This is a genomic window from Micrococcus sp. 140720015-1 (genome assembly GCF_053627595.1).
On record NZ_JBSEYC010000005.1, the window covers coordinates 264,724 to 279,249 of the forward strand.

A 14,526-nucleotide genomic window follows, 5' to 3' on the forward strand; every position below is an offset into this window, starting at 1 on the left:
GAGCCGCGCTGAGACCCCGCTGAGGCGCAGCCCACAGCCCGGCCCGCGGGCTGGACACGTCTGGGATGATGGAGCGGATATGACTGTCTCCACCTCCACCACGACGCCGGAGCGCGCCGCCGCCACGGACCTCGCGGCGGGCACGTCGGCCGCCGCCGCCCGCGCCGCCGACCCGCACGCGTCCCACTACGCCAAGTCCGCGGGGGCGGGCCGCCGCATCGCCGACGACGAGCAGCTCCACGAGGGCCGCCACGCCGCCCCCACCACGGACCGCCTCTCCCTGCCCGCCCTGACCCTGGGCCCGATCACCGTGGACGTCCCGGTGGTCCTCGCGCCCATGGCCGGCATCACGAACACCGCGTTCCGCCGCCTGTGCCGCGAGTACGGTGGCGGCCTCTACGTGAACGAGATGGTCACGGCCCGCGCGCTGGTCGAGCGGAAGCCCGAGTCGATGCGCATCATCCAGCACGACCCGGACGAGGTGCCCCGCTCTGTGCAGCTCTACTCGGTGGATCCGGTCACCACCGGCGCAGCGGTGCGGATGCTGGTCGAGGAGGCCCGCTGCGACCACATCGACATGAACTTCGGCTGCCCCGTGCCGAAGGTGACCCGGCGCGGCGGCGGCTCGGCCCTGCCGTGGAAGTCGGAGCTGTTCGCCTCGATCGTCAAGGCCGCCGTCACCGAGGCCTCGAAGAAGGACATCCCGGTGACCGTGAAGATGCGCCGCGGCATCGACGAGGACCACCTGACCTTCCTCGACGCCGGCCGCACGGCCCGCGACCTCGGCGTCGCGGCCGTCGCCATCCACGGCCGCACCACGCGCCAGTTCTACTCGGGCACCGCCGTGTGGGACGACATCGCCCGGCTGCGCGAGGCCCTGCCGGACATCCCCGTGCTCGGCAACGGCGACATCTGGTCCGCGGAGGACGCCATCGCCATGGTCGAGCGCACGGGCGTGGACGGCGTCGTGGTCGGCCGCGGCTGCCAGGGCCGGCCGTGGCTATTCGGGGATCTGCAGGCCGCGTTCGAGGGCCGCCAGGACCGGTTCCGCCCGACCCTGGGCATGGTCGCGGACACGCTGTACCGCCACGCCGAGCTGCTCGTGGACACCTTCGGCGGCGACGAGCTCAAGGCCCTGCGGGACATTCGCAAGCACGTGGCCTGGTACTTCAAGGGCTACCCCGTGGGCTCGGAGATCCGCACCGCGCTGTCCACCGTCCCGGACCTGGCCACGATGCGCGAGATCCTCGCCCGCGTGGACCGGGACCAGCCCTACCCGGGCGAGGCCGCCGAGGGCCCGCGTGGCCGGGCCGGCGCCCCCAAGCGACCGCACCTGCCGGACGGCTGGCTGGACTCCCGTGAGCTCAACGCCGAGCAGCAGGCCATGATCGCCGCCGCCGAGCTGGACGTCTCCGGTGGCTGAGCCCACGACGCCGGAGCCCGCCGCCGGAGCGCCCGCCGCGCCGTCGTCGCCCTGGACCGGCGCCGCCCACCAGCCGGTGCTGTTCGGCCCCGAGGGCCGGCCCCCGTACGCCGGCCGCGCCGTGCAGACCCCCGGCTACACGCCGTGGGACCGGGAGCGGTGGCTGCCCGAGCCGCCCAAGTCCTCCTACCGTTCGGACTTCGAGCGGGACCGTGCCCGCGTGCTGCACTCCGCGGGTCTGCGCCGGCTGGGGGCCAAGACCCAGGTGGTCGCCCCGGACGCGGACGACTTCGCCCGCACCCGCCTGACGCACTCGCTCGAGGTGGCCCAGGTGGGGCGTGAGCTCGGCCGGTCGCTGGGCTGCGACCCCGACCTTGTGGACACCGCCTGCCTGTCCCACGACCTCGGCCACCCGCCCTTCGGGCACAACGGGGAGAAGGCGCTCGATGCGCTCAGCGAGGACGTCGGCGGCTTCGAGGGCAACGCCCAGACCCTGCGGCTGCTGGCCCGCCTCGAGCAGAAGAAGCTCTTCGTGGACGGCTCCTCCGCGGGCCTGAACCTCACGCGCGCCGCCCTCGACGCCGCGTGCAAGTATCCGTGGACCCGTGAGGACGCCCCGTTGCGCCCGGACGGCACGCGTTCGCGGAAGTTCGGCGTCTACGAGGACGACCTGCCCGTGTTCCGCTGGTTCCGCGCCGGGGTGCCCGGCACGCGCACGTCCATGGAGGCGCAGGTCATGGACCTCGCGGACGACATCTCATACTCCGTGCACGACGTCGAGGACGGCGTGGTCAACGCCGTGTTCCAGCTCAAGTGGCTGGCCATCCCGGAGCACCGGGAGCGCGTCGTGGAGACCACCCGCCAGTGGTACCTGCCGCACACGGACCCGGCCGAGGTCGACGCGGCCCTGGCCCGCCTCGAGGCCACCGACGTGTGGGTCTCCGAGATGGACGGCTCCCGGCGGGCGCTCGCGGCGATGAAGGACATGACGAGCCAGCTGATCGGCCGGTTCTGCACCGCCGCCTTCGACGCCACGCGCCAGGTGTTCGGCAACGATCCGCTCACCCGCCACGGCGCCGACGTCGTGGTGCCCGAGGAGACGGAGACCGAGATCGCCGTGATGAAGGGCATCGCGGCGGCCTACGTGATGACCGCCGAGCAGCGCCAGCCGCTCTACGCGCGGCAGCGCGAGGTGCTCACGGAGCTCGTGGCGCTGCTCGACGCCACGGGGGACCGGTATCTCGAGCCGATGTTCGCGTTCGACTGGGCGCAGGCCCCCGACGACGCAGCCCGGCGCCGCGTGGTGATCGACCAGATCGCCTCGCTCACCGATTCGACCGCCGTCGAGTGGCATCACACCCTGGTGCAGGGCGCGGAGTTCCGGCGCGTCTGGCTCTGACCGGCGGGTCCAGCAGCGCGGGAAGCACCGCGCCGGCGGGACCCCGCAGGACATGCGTGGCCGCGCCGCTCAGCTCGGTCTCCACCGGATTCACCTCGACGACGGCGGCTCCGGCCCCCAGCGCCACGAACGGCAGGGACGCCGCCGGCTGCACGATGCCCGAGGTGCCCACGACGACGCACAGGTCGCAGTCCTCGAGCGCGGCGAAGGCCCGGTCCCAGGGCTCGGCCGGCAGCATCTCCCCGAACCACACGATCCCCGGGCGGATCAGCCCGTCCCCGCACACGGTGCAGGCCGGCGGCGCCTCGCGGAGCATCGCCTCGAGGTCGGCCTCGGTGCCGGCCGTCGCCTCGTCCGCGGGCGCGCCCGGGTCGACGTCGGCGGGGGCCCCGCACTCGGCGCAGCGGTGCTCGAACAGGGAGCCGTGCAGGTGCGCGAGCACCCGGGCGCCGGCGCGCTCGTGCAGGTCGTCCACGTTCTGGGTGACCACCTCCAGGCCGGGTGTGCGGCGCTGCCAGGCGGCGACGGCGTCGTGCCCCGGATTCGGTCGGCGGGCCCGCACCATCCGGGCGCGCCACCGGTACCAGGACCACACGAGCGCGGGATCCGCGAGGAACGCCTCCTCCGTGGCGAGCTCCTCCGCGGAGAATCGCTCCCACAGGCCGGTCTGGGCGTCGCGGAACGTGGGGATGCCGGACTCGGCGCTCATCCCCGCCCCGGAGAGCACCACGGGACGCTCGGCCGCGGCCACGAGCGCGCGGACGGCGTCCAGCACGGCGGGGTCGAGGTCGGGGGCGGATGCGGCGAGGACGGGGTGCGGATCGGCCATGTCCCCAGCCTAGGCAGGCGGCACGGGTGGTCGCCTCCCCCTCGTTCGGGGGCGATATTCGGCGGTATTCCGTCGGAATAACGCCGAATATCGCCCCCGAACCACAGTGTGGGGTCAGACGACGTCGGGCGCCGTCGTCGGCAGACCCGTGCCGGCGGCGCGGGCGAGGGCCCGGCGCAGGCCGCGGGCCTTGAGGAGGACCTCGTCGTGCTCGGCAGCCGGGTCCGAGTCCGCGACGATCGCCCCGCCGGCCCCCACGGACCAGCGGCCCCCGGCGAGCACGGCCGTGCGGATCACGACGGACAGCGACGTCGTCCCGTCCGCGCTCAGCATCCCCAGTGCCCCGGAGTAGACCCCGCGCGGGGAGGCCTCCCACGCGGCCAGCAGCTCGACGCTGCGTCGCTTCGGCGCGCCGGTCATCGACCCGCCCGGGAACAGCGACCGCACCACGTCCACGGGCTCGACGCCGGCCCGTGCGGTGCCCGTGATGGTGGAGACGAGCTGGTGGACGGTCGCGTAGCTCTCCACCGCCATGAGGGAGGGCACCTGCACGGAGCCGGGCTCGCACACCCGGGAGAGGTCGTTGCGCAGCAGGTCCACGATCATGAGGTTCTCGGCGCGCGTCTTGGGATCGGCGGCGAGCGCGTGGGCGGCCTCGGCGTCCGCGACCGGGTCCGGCAGGCGGGCGGTCGTGCCCTTGATCGGCTTGGTGCTGTACCGCCCGTCCCGGCCGGAGAGGAATCGCTCGGGGGAGGCCGAGACCACGGCCCACCGGCGGGCGCCCGTGCCGTGCTCCAGCAGCGCCGCATACGGGGCCGGCTGGTGCGCGGCGAGCTCGTGGAAGAGGACCAGCGGGTCCACGCGCAGCCCGGGATCGGCGTCGAAGCGGGTGGTCAGGCACAGCTCGTAGGAGTCGCCGGCGTGCAGCGCGGCGCGGCAGCGGGCGATCTGGTCGGCGTACGCCGCCCGGTCCTCGCGCCACGTGCCCGGCGCCTCCTCATCGGCCCGCGGCCCCGGGCCGGCGTCCTGCGGCGGGGGCACGACGGCGTCGCCCGCCGCCGTCTCGACAGCGCGGCGGGCCGCGGCGAGGGCGCGGCGCACGTCCCCTGCCCAGCGGTCGGCCCCGACCTCCGCGGCGGTCGGAGCGAGGGAGACGACGCAGCAGTGCAGCACCCCGGCCGCGTGGTCCGCCACGACGTAGCGGGACGGGCGCACCCAGAACTGCGCGGGCAGGGACGCGGGGTCCTCGGCTCGAGGTGAGGGCGGTCTCACCCCCAGATCCGCCAGACCGAGTTCGTAGCCGAGCCAGCCGACCAGGCCGCCGCGCAGGGGCAGCCCCTCGCCGCCGACCACCGGCCGGGGCGCGGCCGCGGCCGCGAGGTCGGCCCACGCGCGGTCCGGATCGGCGGGGTCGTCGTGCCGGACCAGGCGCGGGCCGGGGGAGGGCGCGCGACCCTGCTCCTCGCCGAGCACGTCCAGCCCGTCGCCCGCCACGGACCAGCGCGCCTCGGCCGGGTCCGGCAGGGCGGAGTCCAGCCAGAACGACGCCGCCCCGCGCACCACCGCGTGTGCGTAGACCGCCGCCACGGCGGTCGCCGCCGTGTGTCCGGCCGCCGCGAGCGCCGCGGCGTCGAGCGTGCGCACGGCCACGTGCAACGGGGTGGCGGCGGCCTCGGGCAGTGCAGGGGCGGTGGGCATGGCCCCCAGCGTAGGGGTCAGCCCCCGCCCGGATCGCTCCGTACGCTGGCGGCATGCCGTCCTCACCGTCCCGCCGCGCCCTGGCCGCCGCGCTCGAACGCCACCAGGTGGCGCTGTACCTCGCGGGGATCGCCGCGGGCGCCGTCGTCGGGTGGGTTGTGCCCGGGGCCGGCGCGTGGGCGGTGCTCGTCGAGCCGGTCCTCGCGCTGCTCCTGCTGGCGACGTTCCTGGCGGTGCCGTTCGCCGCGCTGGGCGCGGGCCTGCGGGACGGCAGGTTCCTCGCGGCACTGCTGGTCCTGAACTTCGTGGTGGTGCCGGCGGTGGTGTTCGGGCTGAGCCGGTTCGTGGCCCACGACGACGCGCTGCTCGTGGGCGTGCTCCTCGTGCTGCTGGCCCCGTGCGTGGACTACGTCATCGCGTTCACCGCGCTCGCGGGCGGGGCGGCCGAGAGGCTGCTGGCGGCCGCTCCGCTGCTCATGCTCGTCCAGCTGGTCGTGCTGCCCGTGCTGCTGCGCGTCGTCGCCGGCGAGGCGGCGGTGGCCGCGGTCGACGTCGGGCCCTTCGTCCGTGCCCTCGTCATGCTGATCCTGGTGCCGCTCGCGCTCGCGGCGTTGCTCCAGCGGGGTGCGGCGCGCGGCCGCGGCGGGGTGCGGTGCGCGGCGGCCGGGGTGGTGCGCGGGTTCACGACGGCGATGGTCCCGCTCATGGTCGTCACGCTGTTCACGGTGGTCGCCTCGCAGATCCGCGGGGTGGGGGAGCGGCTGCCCGCGCTGGCCGCCGTCGTGCCCCTGTTCGCGGCGTTCGCCGCCGTGATGGTGGCCCTCGGCGTGGTGGCTGCGCGGTGGGCGCGTCTCGACGTGCCCGCGGGACGGGCACTCGTGTTCTCGGGCGCGACGCGGAACTCCCTGGTCGTGCTGCCGCTGGCCTTGGCCCTGCCGGCGAGCCTGGACCCGGCCCCGCTCGTGGTGGTGACGCAGACGCTCGTGGAGCTCGGGGCGATGGTGAGCCTCGTCCGGCTGGTGCCCCGGCTGCTGCCGCTGCACGGGCAGTCCGCGGGGGCGGGCGCGCGTCGAACCGTGACCTGACCGCCCAGAATGTTGCCTTCCCGTGACCGGAATCACGGTCGCGGGTCGCTATGGTGGGCGACATGAGCCTCTCGTTCGTGTCCTCGGCGCGCCGCCGTCACGGCGGCCTGGCGTCGGCCGCGCTGTTCCATCCGCTGGTCGAGGCGGCCACCGGCGCGCTGCCCGTCATCGACCCCGCCACCGGGCGCCCCGCGTCCGAGGGAGCGGGCGCGGCGCGGACCGAAGCGCCCCGCGCGGCGGGGACCGGTCCTGCACAGGCCGCAGCGGATGCCGAGCCGTCCACGGAGGCCGGTTCCGCTCGGGGCTGACCGCCCCGCCCGTCCCTAGAATGGTCCGCATGGCTGGACTGATCGTGCGCAAGGACATCGACCTCGTCCGCGAGCGCACGGATCTGAAGGCCGTCGTGGAGGAGTTCGTCACCCTGCGCTCGGCGGGCGTGGGCTCATTCAAGGGGCTGTGCCCGTTCCACGACGAGCGGACGCCGTCGTTCCACGTGCGCCCCGGCGTGGGCACCTACCACTGCTTCGGCTGCGGCGCGCACGGGGACGTCATCAGCTTCCTCATGGAGTTGGAGCACACCACGTTCACGGAGACCGTGGAGCGGCTGGCGTCCCGCGTGGGGGTGGAGCTGCACTACGAGGACGGCGGCACCGGCCCGGACAAGGCGGAGACGGGGCGCCGTCGTCGCCTGTTCGAGGCGAACAAGGTGGCGGACGAGTTCTTCCGTCGTGCCCTCGGCTCGCCTGAGGCCCAGGCCGCCCGCGACTTCCTCACCCAGCGGGGATTCACACAGGAGCACGCGGCGCAGTTCGGCCTCGGATATGCCCCGCAGGGGTGGTCCCACCTGCTGGACCACCTCCGGCAGCGCGGCTTCCGGGACGAGGAGCTGCGCGCCTCCGGGCTGGTGTCCGAGGGGCAGCGCGGCCTGTACGACCGGTTCCGCGGCCGCCTGCTCTGGCCCATCCGGGACATGACCGGCGCGACCATCGGCTTCGGTGCGCGCAAGCTGTACGACGACGACCCCGGGCCCAAGTACCTCAACACCCCCGAGACGCCGCTCTACAAGAAGTCGCAGGTGCTCTACGGGATCGACCTGGCCAAGCGGACGATCGCCAAGGAGCGTCAGCTGGTGCTCGTCGAGGGCTACACGGACGTCATGGCCGCGCACCTGGCCGGCGTCGGCACCGCGGTGGCCACGTGCGGCACCGCGTTCGGCGCGGACCACATCAAGGTGGCCCGCCGCCTGATCTCCGACGACGGCACGGGCGGCGAGGTGATCTTCACCTTCGACGGCGACGAGGCCGGGCAGAAGGCCGCGCTCAAGGCGTTCGACGAGGACCACCGGTTCCTCGCCAAGACGTTCGTGGCCGTGGAGCCCAGCGGCATGGACCCGTGCGACCTGCGCATGCAGAAGGGCGACGAGGCGGTGCGCGCGCTCATCGCCTCGCGGCGGCCGCTCTTCGAGTTCGCGATCCGGGCGGGGCTGAAGGACTACGACCTGAACACCGTGGAGGGCCGCGCCGGCGCCCTGCGCCACGCCGCGCCGATCGTGGCGGGGATCAAGGACGCCGTCCTGCGCCCGGGCTACGAGCGGGAGCTGGCCGGCTGGCTCGGCCTGGACCCGAACGCCGTGCACCGCGCCGTGGCCGCGGCCGGGCGCGCGCCGCGGCGGGGGCCCGAGCCCGAGGCGCGGCCGACCCCGGCGGATGACGGGCAGGCGATCGGGCCCACGGGCCGCCACGGGGAGGCTGCCGCCCCGGCGCCGCGGATCGTGGTGCCGGTGGATCCGCGCGACCCCGTCGCCCGCCGGGAGCGGGAGTCCCTCGAGGTGGTGCTGCAGCATCCGACCCTGCTTTCCGCGGAGCAGTGGACCGCGCTGTACGCCGCCCGCTTCACGGTCCCGCAGTACGCCGCCGTCCACCAGGGCGTGAAGATGGCCGGGTCGGCGGGGGCGACGCCGCAGCGCTGGGTGGACGCCGTGCGGGATGCCGTGCCCCAGGAGGTGGCCGGCGTCGTGTCCGAACTGGCCGTGCGCGACCTGCCCGCCCGCACTCCCGAGGATGTGGACCGGTACTGCCGGGACATCATGAACCGCCTGTTCGCCCTGCAGATCGTGCACCGCAAGGAGGAGCTGCTCGGGCGCCTGCAGCGGCTCGGCCCCGAGGGCGACCCGGAGGAGTTCACCCGGCTCAACAGCGAGCTCATGGAACTGGAGGCGCGCCGCCGGGCCCTCCGCGCCGACGACTGACGGCCCCACCCGCTTTCGTTCGGGAAACGGCGGCTCCAGGCGCGTTTTCGTTCGGGAAACGGCGGCCCGCCGGCCGCGCGGCGTCAGCGCTCGTCGACCGTGAGCACCTCGCCGGACGTGGCGTCGATCTCGACTTCGGGGCCGTCGGAGCCGTCCTCGCGGTCGAACCCGACCTCCCACTGGAGGGTGCCGTTGTCGTCGTCCAGGTCCATCTCGTCCAGGGTCACCCCGTCACGACCCTCCCGGGCGGTGTCGAGCGCCTGCTGGGCGGTGACCCCGGCGTCCTTCGCCTTCTGGACGTCCTCGGCATCCGACTCGCGGTCGGTCTCGGTGATGTCGCCGTCGGCGGTGACGTCCAGCTCCTTCACCTCCTCGTCCACCACGACGTCGACCTCCCAGGTCGTGTCATCGTCGTTGGCATCCACCGTGACGATGATGCCGTCGCTGTACTTGTCCAAAACCGCGTCGATCACCGTGTAGGCGGGGTCGTCAGCCGGGCCGGTTGCCGAACTGCTGCCGGCCGCCGGGGCCGTCGACGAAGCCGGGGCGGAGGACTCCGTCGATGCCGTCGACGACGCCGAGCTCGACGCGTCGTCCGTGGCGGGGGTGCTCGCCACCGCGGAGGAAGCGTCGACCTCCGGCGAGGCGGAGCCGTCGTTGCCGTTGTCGGCCGTGGTGCCGCAGGCCGCGAGGGCGAGCGCAGCGAGCACGCCCGTGCCGATCAGGGCGGTCTTGCGCGTGAGGGTCGTGATGGTCATGGACACGTCTCTCCTTCGGGTCCGTTCCTGATGGTTCTGGGAATGTCCTCGCACCGTAGGCCCGCCGGAGCCGTCCCTGGCAAGGGCCCGGTCCCCGGGCGTGGGCAGGACGAAGACGGCGTCCCGCGGTCGGGTGGCACGCGGGCGGGGGCTCTGGTAGAGTTCCATCCGTTGTCCGAACGGCTCCGGCGGTTCGCGGCACATTCCCCCGTAGCTCAACGGCAGAGCATTCGACTGTTAATCGAAGGGTTGTTGGTTCGAATCCAACCGGGGGAGCGATCCTGAGGCCCCTGCACCGACCATGTCGGTGTGGGGGCTTCTTCGTGCCTGGAGGACGACCGGGCCGAACAGTTCAGCGAGCGTGATGTCGAGCCACCCCGCGATCGAGGCCAGTTCGGGGAACGTGAAGTCCTGCTGGCCGCTCATCCGCCGGCTGACCGCGCTGCGTGTCAGGCCCATGTGCCGGGCCATGTCGGACTGGTTGACCTGCCGGCGGCCCATCCAGGCGCGGATCTCCGCGAGGAGCGCGGTCTTGATTTCTGACTCATCCATGTGTCCAGCGTAGCGAAGGGCAGGCCAGTCGTCATGGGATACGAAAAAAAATTGCTACATAAGCAACATACGGCTTGACCAGTGTTGCGGGTAGCACAACACTGGTGGCCATGACGAGACAGAAGCAGTTAACTCTGCAAATCCGCTCCAGGTTGGCCCTGGCCGACAAAAGCATGGGGGACCTGGGCGAAGCCCTCGGTCTAAGCCGCGCATCGGTGTCAGCACGTATGAACGGGCACCGCGATTTCACCTTCACGGAACTCGAGACCGTCGCTGACTTTCTTGGGTTGTCGATGCGAGACCTCTTCGTGTTCGAGGCCGAGGAGGGGAAGCCGTGACGGCGACAGTGGTTGACCCTGACCACGGCGCGTCCATGACTGCTGCGGCAGCGCGTGACCTCACGGACCAGATTAAGACTGGCATGGAGTCGGTCTACCACCTCATCCGTTCGGCATATCGAGGACGGGCCTGGGCCGTTCTTGGCTACCGCAGCTGGGACGACTACGTGACCCGTGAGTTCGGAAACCTCCACCTCCGTCCGCCCTTGGAATATCGGCAGGACGTGGTCCTCTCACTTCGTGAGGCCGGCATGAGCGCACGCGCCATCGCAACCGCCACTCAGTTGTCTAAGAGCACCGTGCACCGGGAACTCGACGCGACGGCGGGTCGAGATGTCCCAAATGGGACACCTGGAAACGCTCGGCGGGTGACTGGCACGGACGGGAAGACCTATCAGCCGGTGCGCGAGCGAGCCGCGACGTCGTCCGAAGGGCCAGAGGCGGTGCTCGAGGGCCAGATGGGCCTGGACTCGGTGCTGGACATGCCGGCCGAGGACTTCGGGATCGAGCCGCTGAACTTGGTCCGGCACGACGAGGAACAGAAGGGCCGCGCGCGTCGTGTGCTGACTGCGTTCAACGGGTCGGGTGCGGCCGCGGTGCCAGCGCTGATCAAGGCGGCTACCCCGGTGGCCTCGCTGGTGTCGCCCGTGACGGGCAAGGCGCTGGTCGAGGACGAGGACCTTCACGGGGTCGTGTGGGACTCGGTGCGGTGCGTGCGGACTCTGGCGCACGTGATCCGTTCTGTGGGGCATGTCGAGGGCGAGTCCCAGGCAGAGATCCGGTCGACGCTGCGGGATGCGGTGGACGACCTGGACGAGGTGCTGAAGAAGATCGAGGAGGGCACGCGATGAGCGCGCAGCAGATGTGGGAGGCCCGAACGTTTGGGCCGAAAAGGGCGGAAGCCCCGAGCAGCGGGCAGGCTGTCGGGGCTTCCGAGAACGCTCAATCCGAGACGGTGCACATTCCAAAGAACACGCTGGTCGAGCACTCGAAGGATAGCACCGGGGCGCGGCCCACGGGCAGTGGGATTCGGGCGCTTCCGCGCCGGGTGAACCCGAACGATGGCCGGTTCATCCGGGCTGTGGTGGCCGGGACCGCTGTGGCCGGTCTGGTGGCGTTCTCCATCTCGTTCGCGGCGCTGTACGAGGTCGCGGCTTGGCTGGGGCTGCCGCCGTTCATGCATTGGGCAGTGCCGGTCTTCATCGACCTGGCGATCCTGGTCTACGCGGGCTCCGTACTGGTGCATGAGTCCCGAGGGGAGTCCGCGCGGGCGTCGTGGTGGGCGCTGGGGGCGTTCACGGGCCTGTCGATGATCGCCAACGGGGCGCATGCGTGGAGTGCTGAGAACGCGAGCGTGTGGCAGTCCGTGGTTGGAGTCCTGATCGCGGTGATGGTTCCGGTGGCGGTGTTCGTGGCCACGGATCAGCTGGCGCGGGTCGCGGTGGAGAACCCGGACTCGCGGCGGGCCGAGCGCGCATCGCAGGTGTCGGAGGAGGCAGAGCAGCTGAAGGCTCAGGCGGAGCTGGATCGTCAGCGCGCGGAGCTGGAGGCCGAACTCGCGGCGAGCCGCCGGCAGATCGAGGCTCAGCGGCGCGAGGCCGAGCGGGAGGCCGAGGTGGCCGAGGCTCGGCACCGGCAGGAGCTGGAGCGGATGGAGCGTCAGGCCGAACTCGAGGCCGAGCGCGATGACCGTGAGGTTCAGCAGGCCGTGGTCGAGGAATCGCAGGTCGCCGAGGGGGTCGAGGTCGTCGAGGCCGGGGCGGCGTCAGAGCCGGTCGTCGCAGTGACGAAGACGGTGGAGACGGCATCGGGTGCGGACATCACCGCGTGGATCGTGGCCCGTGCGCAGGAGGGCCAGGTGCCCTCGGCGGCGGAGGTCGCAGAGAAGTTCGGGTGTTCAGAGCGCACCGGGCGTCGCCGCTTGGCCGATGCCCGTGAGGCGCACGCCGAGGCGTTCGGGACCGGGGAGGAGCAGGCATGAGCATCGAAGCGATGAAGTGGGCGCAGAAAGTCGCGGAGACGGGCCAGCTCAACACCGGCCAGGCGTTCGTGCTTTTGCTGCTGGGTGACCATGCGGACGAGGCGTGGTCGTGCCACCCGAGCCAGGAGTTGTTGGCCCGGCGGTCGGCCCAGACGGTGCGTTCGGTGGAGCGGCACATCGCCCGCCTGCGAGACCTGGGCCTGGTGGACACCGAGTCTCGGTACGGGGACGGGCGCGGTCGGATCGGCTTGAGGTACTACCTCCGCGAAGAGGCCCTGAACGGCCTTGTCCAAGACCCCGAGACCCGCATGAACACGCGACCCGACAACCTGTCGGGTAAATCTGAGACCCGCATGAACACGCGACCCGACAATCTGTCGGGTAAATCTGAGACCCGCATGAACACGCGACCCGACAACCTGTCGGGTAAATCTGAGACCCGCATGAACACGCGACCCGACAACCTGTCGGGTGAGTCGACTCAACCGACAATTTCGGCGGACTCACCCGACAATTACGACTTTGCCGACTATAAGGATCGCGCGCGGACTAACCCTCAAGAACCCTCATCTGTCCGTCCGTCAGTCCGTCAGTCCGGTGCAGTGCGCGCGGAGACGACGACGGACGACGGACGACGGACCGATCAGGCCATCGACGGTGGGGAAGGCGTGGGGCTGGTCCATCGGGGTGTGGTTCTGGCGGATCTGGTTCAGCGGGTGCCGGCGGCTGCGGACCTCGTGGACGAGCAGCTGCGGTCCATCGTGGACGTGGTCTTGGCGCGGGCCTCGGGGCCGGTGCGCAAGCCCACGGCGTTCGTGGCGCGGTCGTTGGCCTCGGAGTTCGAGGAGTTGGTCGCGGTGACCCGGCCCCGGCCGGTGGCCGTGACTCAGGCTCCGGCTGCTTCGGGGCAGGTGCGTGAGCTGCGGACCGGTGAGCCGTGCCAGGACCCGGACGTGCATGTCCCGGCGTATGGGCAGGCTGTGCTTGCGGATTGCCCGCACTGCCGGCTGGAGCGTCGGGCGATGCCACGGGCGTTGGTGGAGGCGGTGGAGTGATGGCCGGGCAGGCGGACCGGGTGGCTCCGGCGGGGATGGTGCTGGTGACGGGTGACGAGCTGGCGGAAGCGGTGGCCTCGGTGCGAGGCACGGTGGTGGCCGTGCTCGGACCCTCGGGCAACGGCGACGTCGTGGAGGACGTGCTCCAGAGCACGTGGGAGTCCGCGTGGCACTCCCGGGAGCGGTTCGATCCGGACCGGGGTTCCCTGCGGACCTGGGTCGGCACCATCGCCCGGAACCGGGCGGTGGATCATCTGCGGGCGGTCGGCCGGTCGCGGGCGGGCCAGGAGGCATTGGAGGCTTCCGCGGTGGCGCGGGAGAAGACTGCGGTGTCGATGGTCATGGAGGACCCGGCTGAGGCTGTGGTTGAAGCGCTGGCTGCACACCGGGAAGTCGCGGAGGTGATGCGGGTGGTCGAGTCGGTCATGGAGTCCTCGGAGATGACGGCCCGTGCCCTGGCCGTGGTGTTGGCGTTCGGGGATGACGTCGTGGCGGCATCGGAGGCGATGGGCGTCTCGGTGACCGCACTGCGTCAGGCCCGGCGTGAGCTGGTGCGCTGTGCCCGGGTGGTCCGGGCGGCGCAGGAGGTGGCCCGTTCGGGGCAGGCGGTGACGATGCGCGTGCTGATCGGCTGCCTTCCCGACGACGGGGACGCGGGGGACTGGGCGCGGCAGGTCGCGCTGGCATGCGCGCAGGCGGGGGGCCGGATGGAAGCGGTCACGGTCGAGGACGTCATGCAGGCCACCGGGTTCAGCCACTCCACGAGTCGGCAGTACCTGGCCGAGACACGGCACCTGCTGAGGGTGGCGACAACGGTGATCCGAAACGAGAGGGCAGAGAAGTGAGCGATCAGACGGAGTTCGAGCAGAGCCATGACGTGCCGGAGGGCCAGGAGCCGCGCGTGGTCTACGTAGAGCGGGACCGGGGGCTGTTCTCGTCCGTGCGGCGGCTGCGCCAGCGCACGGGAGAGGCCGGGCGTCGGTGGGTGGCGGAGTCCGTGGACGCGCCACTGCCGACGTCGTGGCAGGAGCGTGTACCGGCCGGGTGGGACTCGGCCCGGGGTCGGTGGGTGATTGCGGCCGTGGCGCTGGTGGTGCTCGTGGTGTGGGTGCTGGTGGTGGTGCAGGTGATGGCGGGCTGACAGACCTTCGCGGTGGCGA

The 14,526-nt window shown here is 72.3% G+C and carries 15 protein-coding genes and 1 tRNA gene; 12 read left to right on the forward strand and 4 right to left on the reverse strand.

Features of this window, described 5'->3' with window-relative positions; translation table 11 throughout:
* Positions 1-79: 79 nt before the first annotated feature.
* Positions 80-1,423, forward strand: a complete 1,344-nt coding sequence (gene dusB / locus ACUXPL_RS10360) for a tRNA dihydrouridine synthase DusB (RefSeq protein WP_454183708.1) — start codon at positions 80-82, stop codon at positions 1,421-1,423.
* On the forward strand, positions 1,416-2,822 hold the full coding sequence (locus tag ACUXPL_RS10365) for a deoxyguanosinetriphosphate triphosphohydrolase (RefSeq protein ID WP_454183710.1): 1,407 nt from the start codon (positions 1,416-1,418) through the stop codon (positions 2,820-2,822). The genes dusB and ACUXPL_RS10365 overlap by 8 nt, the downstream gene beginning before the upstream one ends.
* On the opposite strand, the gene ACUXPL_RS10370 is transcribed toward ACUXPL_RS10365, so the two are convergent.
* Both ACUXPL_RS10370 and ACUXPL_RS10375 read right to left on the reverse strand, forming a co-directional pair.
* Positions 2,749-3,651: an SIR2 family NAD-dependent protein deacylase gene (locus ACUXPL_RS10370; protein WP_454183712.1), complete on the reverse strand. Its 903-nt coding sequence runs from the start codon at positions 3,649-3,651 to the stop codon at positions 2,749-2,751. The genes ACUXPL_RS10365 and ACUXPL_RS10370 overlap by 74 nt on opposite strands.
* A 114-nt stretch (positions 3,652-3,765) precedes the next feature.
* Positions 3,766-5,349 (reverse strand): anthranilate synthase component I family protein, encoded by a 1,584-nt coding sequence (locus ACUXPL_RS10375; protein ID WP_454183714.1) that lies wholly within the window; start codon positions 5,347-5,349, stop codon positions 3,766-3,768.
* 53 nt (positions 5,350-5,402) lie between these two features.
* Between ACUXPL_RS10375 and ACUXPL_RS10380 the strand changes: the two genes are divergently transcribed.
* The 3 genes from ACUXPL_RS10380 to dnaG all read left to right on the forward strand — a co-directional run bounded on the left by ACUXPL_RS10380 (position 5,403) and on the right by dnaG (position 8,682).
* Complete coding sequence (locus tag ACUXPL_RS10380) at positions 5,403-6,434, forward strand: bile acid:sodium symporter (protein ID WP_454183716.1); 1,032 nt, start codon at positions 5,403-5,405, stop codon at positions 6,432-6,434.
* 62 nt (positions 6,435-6,496) lie between these two features.
* The gene (locus tag ACUXPL_RS10385; protein WP_041103552.1) at positions 6,497-6,742 is read left to right on the forward strand and encodes a hypothetical protein; all 246 of its coding nucleotides are present in this window, start codon (positions 6,497-6,499) and stop codon (positions 6,740-6,742) included.
* Positions 6,743-6,771: 29 nt separating this feature from the next.
* Positions 6,772-8,682 carry a DNA primase gene (gene dnaG, locus ACUXPL_RS10390; protein ID WP_180537069.1) on the forward strand — a complete coding sequence of 637 codons (1,911 nt, stop codon included), beginning with the start codon at positions 6,772-6,774 and terminating at the stop codon, positions 8,680-8,682.
* A gap of 83 nt (positions 8,683-8,765) precedes the next feature.
* Here the strand turns inward: dnaG and ACUXPL_RS10395 are convergent, their stop codons facing one another.
* Positions 8,766-9,440, reverse strand: a complete 675-nt coding sequence (locus tag ACUXPL_RS10395) for a PepSY domain-containing protein (RefSeq protein WP_454183719.1) — start codon at positions 9,438-9,440, stop codon at positions 8,766-8,768.
* Between the two features lie 204 nt (positions 9,441-9,644).
* On the opposite strand from ACUXPL_RS10395, the gene ACUXPL_RS10400 reads away from it, so the two are divergent.
* Positions 9,645-9,716 (forward strand) — tRNA-Asn (locus ACUXPL_RS10400).
* Here the strand turns inward: ACUXPL_RS10400 and ACUXPL_RS10405 are convergent.
* Complete coding sequence (locus ACUXPL_RS10405; RefSeq protein ID WP_087114727.1) at positions 9,678-9,992, reverse strand: helix-turn-helix domain-containing protein; 315 nt, start codon at positions 9,990-9,992, stop codon at positions 9,678-9,680. The genes ACUXPL_RS10400 and ACUXPL_RS10405 overlap by 39 nt on opposite strands.
* A 110-nt stretch (positions 9,993-10,102) precedes the next feature.
* Here ACUXPL_RS10405 and ACUXPL_RS10410 point away from each other — a divergent pair, with 110 nt between their 5' ends.
* From ACUXPL_RS10410 to ACUXPL_RS10435, 6 genes are all read left to right on the forward strand, one after another.
* Complete coding sequence (locus tag ACUXPL_RS10410; protein WP_060974140.1) at positions 10,103-10,330, forward strand: helix-turn-helix domain-containing protein; 228 nt, start codon at positions 10,103-10,105, stop codon at positions 10,328-10,330.
* A 368-nt stretch (positions 10,331-10,698) separates the two neighbouring features.
* Positions 10,699-11,181 (forward strand): hypothetical protein, encoded by a 483-nt coding sequence (locus tag ACUXPL_RS10415; protein ID WP_454104796.1) that lies wholly within the window; start codon positions 10,699-10,701, stop codon positions 11,179-11,181.
* The gene (locus ACUXPL_RS10420) at positions 11,178-12,311 is read left to right on the forward strand and encodes a DUF2637 domain-containing protein (RefSeq protein ID WP_206450904.1); all 1,134 of its coding nucleotides are present in this window, start codon (positions 11,178-11,180) and stop codon (positions 12,309-12,311) included. The genes ACUXPL_RS10415 and ACUXPL_RS10420 overlap by 4 nt, the downstream gene beginning before the upstream one ends.
* Positions 12,308-13,366, forward strand: a complete 1,059-nt coding sequence (locus ACUXPL_RS10425; protein ID WP_206450905.1) for a helix-turn-helix domain-containing protein — start codon at positions 12,308-12,310, stop codon at positions 13,364-13,366. Before ACUXPL_RS10420 ends, ACUXPL_RS10425 begins: the two co-directional genes overlap by 4 nt.
* Positions 13,366-14,211, forward strand: a complete 846-nt coding sequence (locus ACUXPL_RS10430) for an RNA polymerase sigma factor (RefSeq protein ID WP_241182212.1) — start codon at positions 13,366-13,368, stop codon at positions 14,209-14,211. Before ACUXPL_RS10425 ends, ACUXPL_RS10430 begins: the two co-directional genes overlap by 1 nt.
* Positions 14,208-14,507, forward strand: coding sequence for a hypothetical protein (locus tag ACUXPL_RS10435; protein WP_206395744.1), 300 nt, complete (start codon positions 14,208-14,210; stop codon positions 14,505-14,507). Before ACUXPL_RS10430 ends, ACUXPL_RS10435 begins: the two co-directional genes overlap by 4 nt.
* The last annotated feature ends 19 nt before the right edge of the window (positions 14,508-14,526 follow it).

Bases quoted from the DNA above. Each gene is read 5' to 3' on its own strand.
- dusB (WP_454183708.1), top strand. From the start codon at position 80: ATGACTGTCTCCACCTCCACCACGACGCCGGAGCGCGCCGCCGCCACG.
- ACUXPL_RS10370 (WP_454183712.1), bottom strand. From the start codon at position 3,651: ATGGCCGATCCGCACCCCGTCCTCGCCGCATCCGCCCCCGACCTCGAC.
- ACUXPL_RS10375 (WP_454183714.1), bottom strand. From the start codon at position 5,349: ATGCCCACCGCCCCTGCACTGCCCGAGGCCGCCGCCACCCCGTTGCAC.
- ACUXPL_RS10380 (WP_454183716.1), top strand. From the start codon at position 5,403: ATGCCGTCCTCACCGTCCCGCCGCGCCCTGGCCGCCGCGCTCGAACGC.
- ACUXPL_RS10385 (WP_041103552.1), top strand. From the start codon at position 6,497: ATGAGCCTCTCGTTCGTGTCCTCGGCGCGCCGCCGTCACGGCGGCCTG.
- dnaG (WP_180537069.1), top strand. From the start codon at position 6,772: ATGGCTGGACTGATCGTGCGCAAGGACATCGACCTCGTCCGCGAGCGC.
- ACUXPL_RS10395 (WP_454183719.1), bottom strand. From the start codon at position 9,440: ATGACCATCACGACCCTCACGCGCAAGACCGCCCTGATCGGCACGGGC.
- ACUXPL_RS10405 (WP_087114727.1), bottom strand. From the start codon at position 9,992: ATGGATGAGTCAGAAATCAAGACCGCGCTCCTCGCGGAGATCCGCGCC.
- ACUXPL_RS10410 (WP_060974140.1), top strand. From the start codon at position 10,103: ATGACGAGACAGAAGCAGTTAACTCTGCAAATCCGCTCCAGGTTGGCC.
- ACUXPL_RS10420 (WP_206450904.1), top strand. From the start codon at position 11,178: ATGAGCGCGCAGCAGATGTGGGAGGCCCGAACGTTTGGGCCGAAAAGG.
- ACUXPL_RS10425 (WP_206450905.1), top strand. From the start codon at position 12,308: ATGAGCATCGAAGCGATGAAGTGGGCGCAGAAAGTCGCGGAGACGGGC.
- ACUXPL_RS10430 (WP_241182212.1), top strand. From the start codon at position 13,366: ATGGCCGGGCAGGCGGACCGGGTGGCTCCGGCGGGGATGGTGCTGGTG.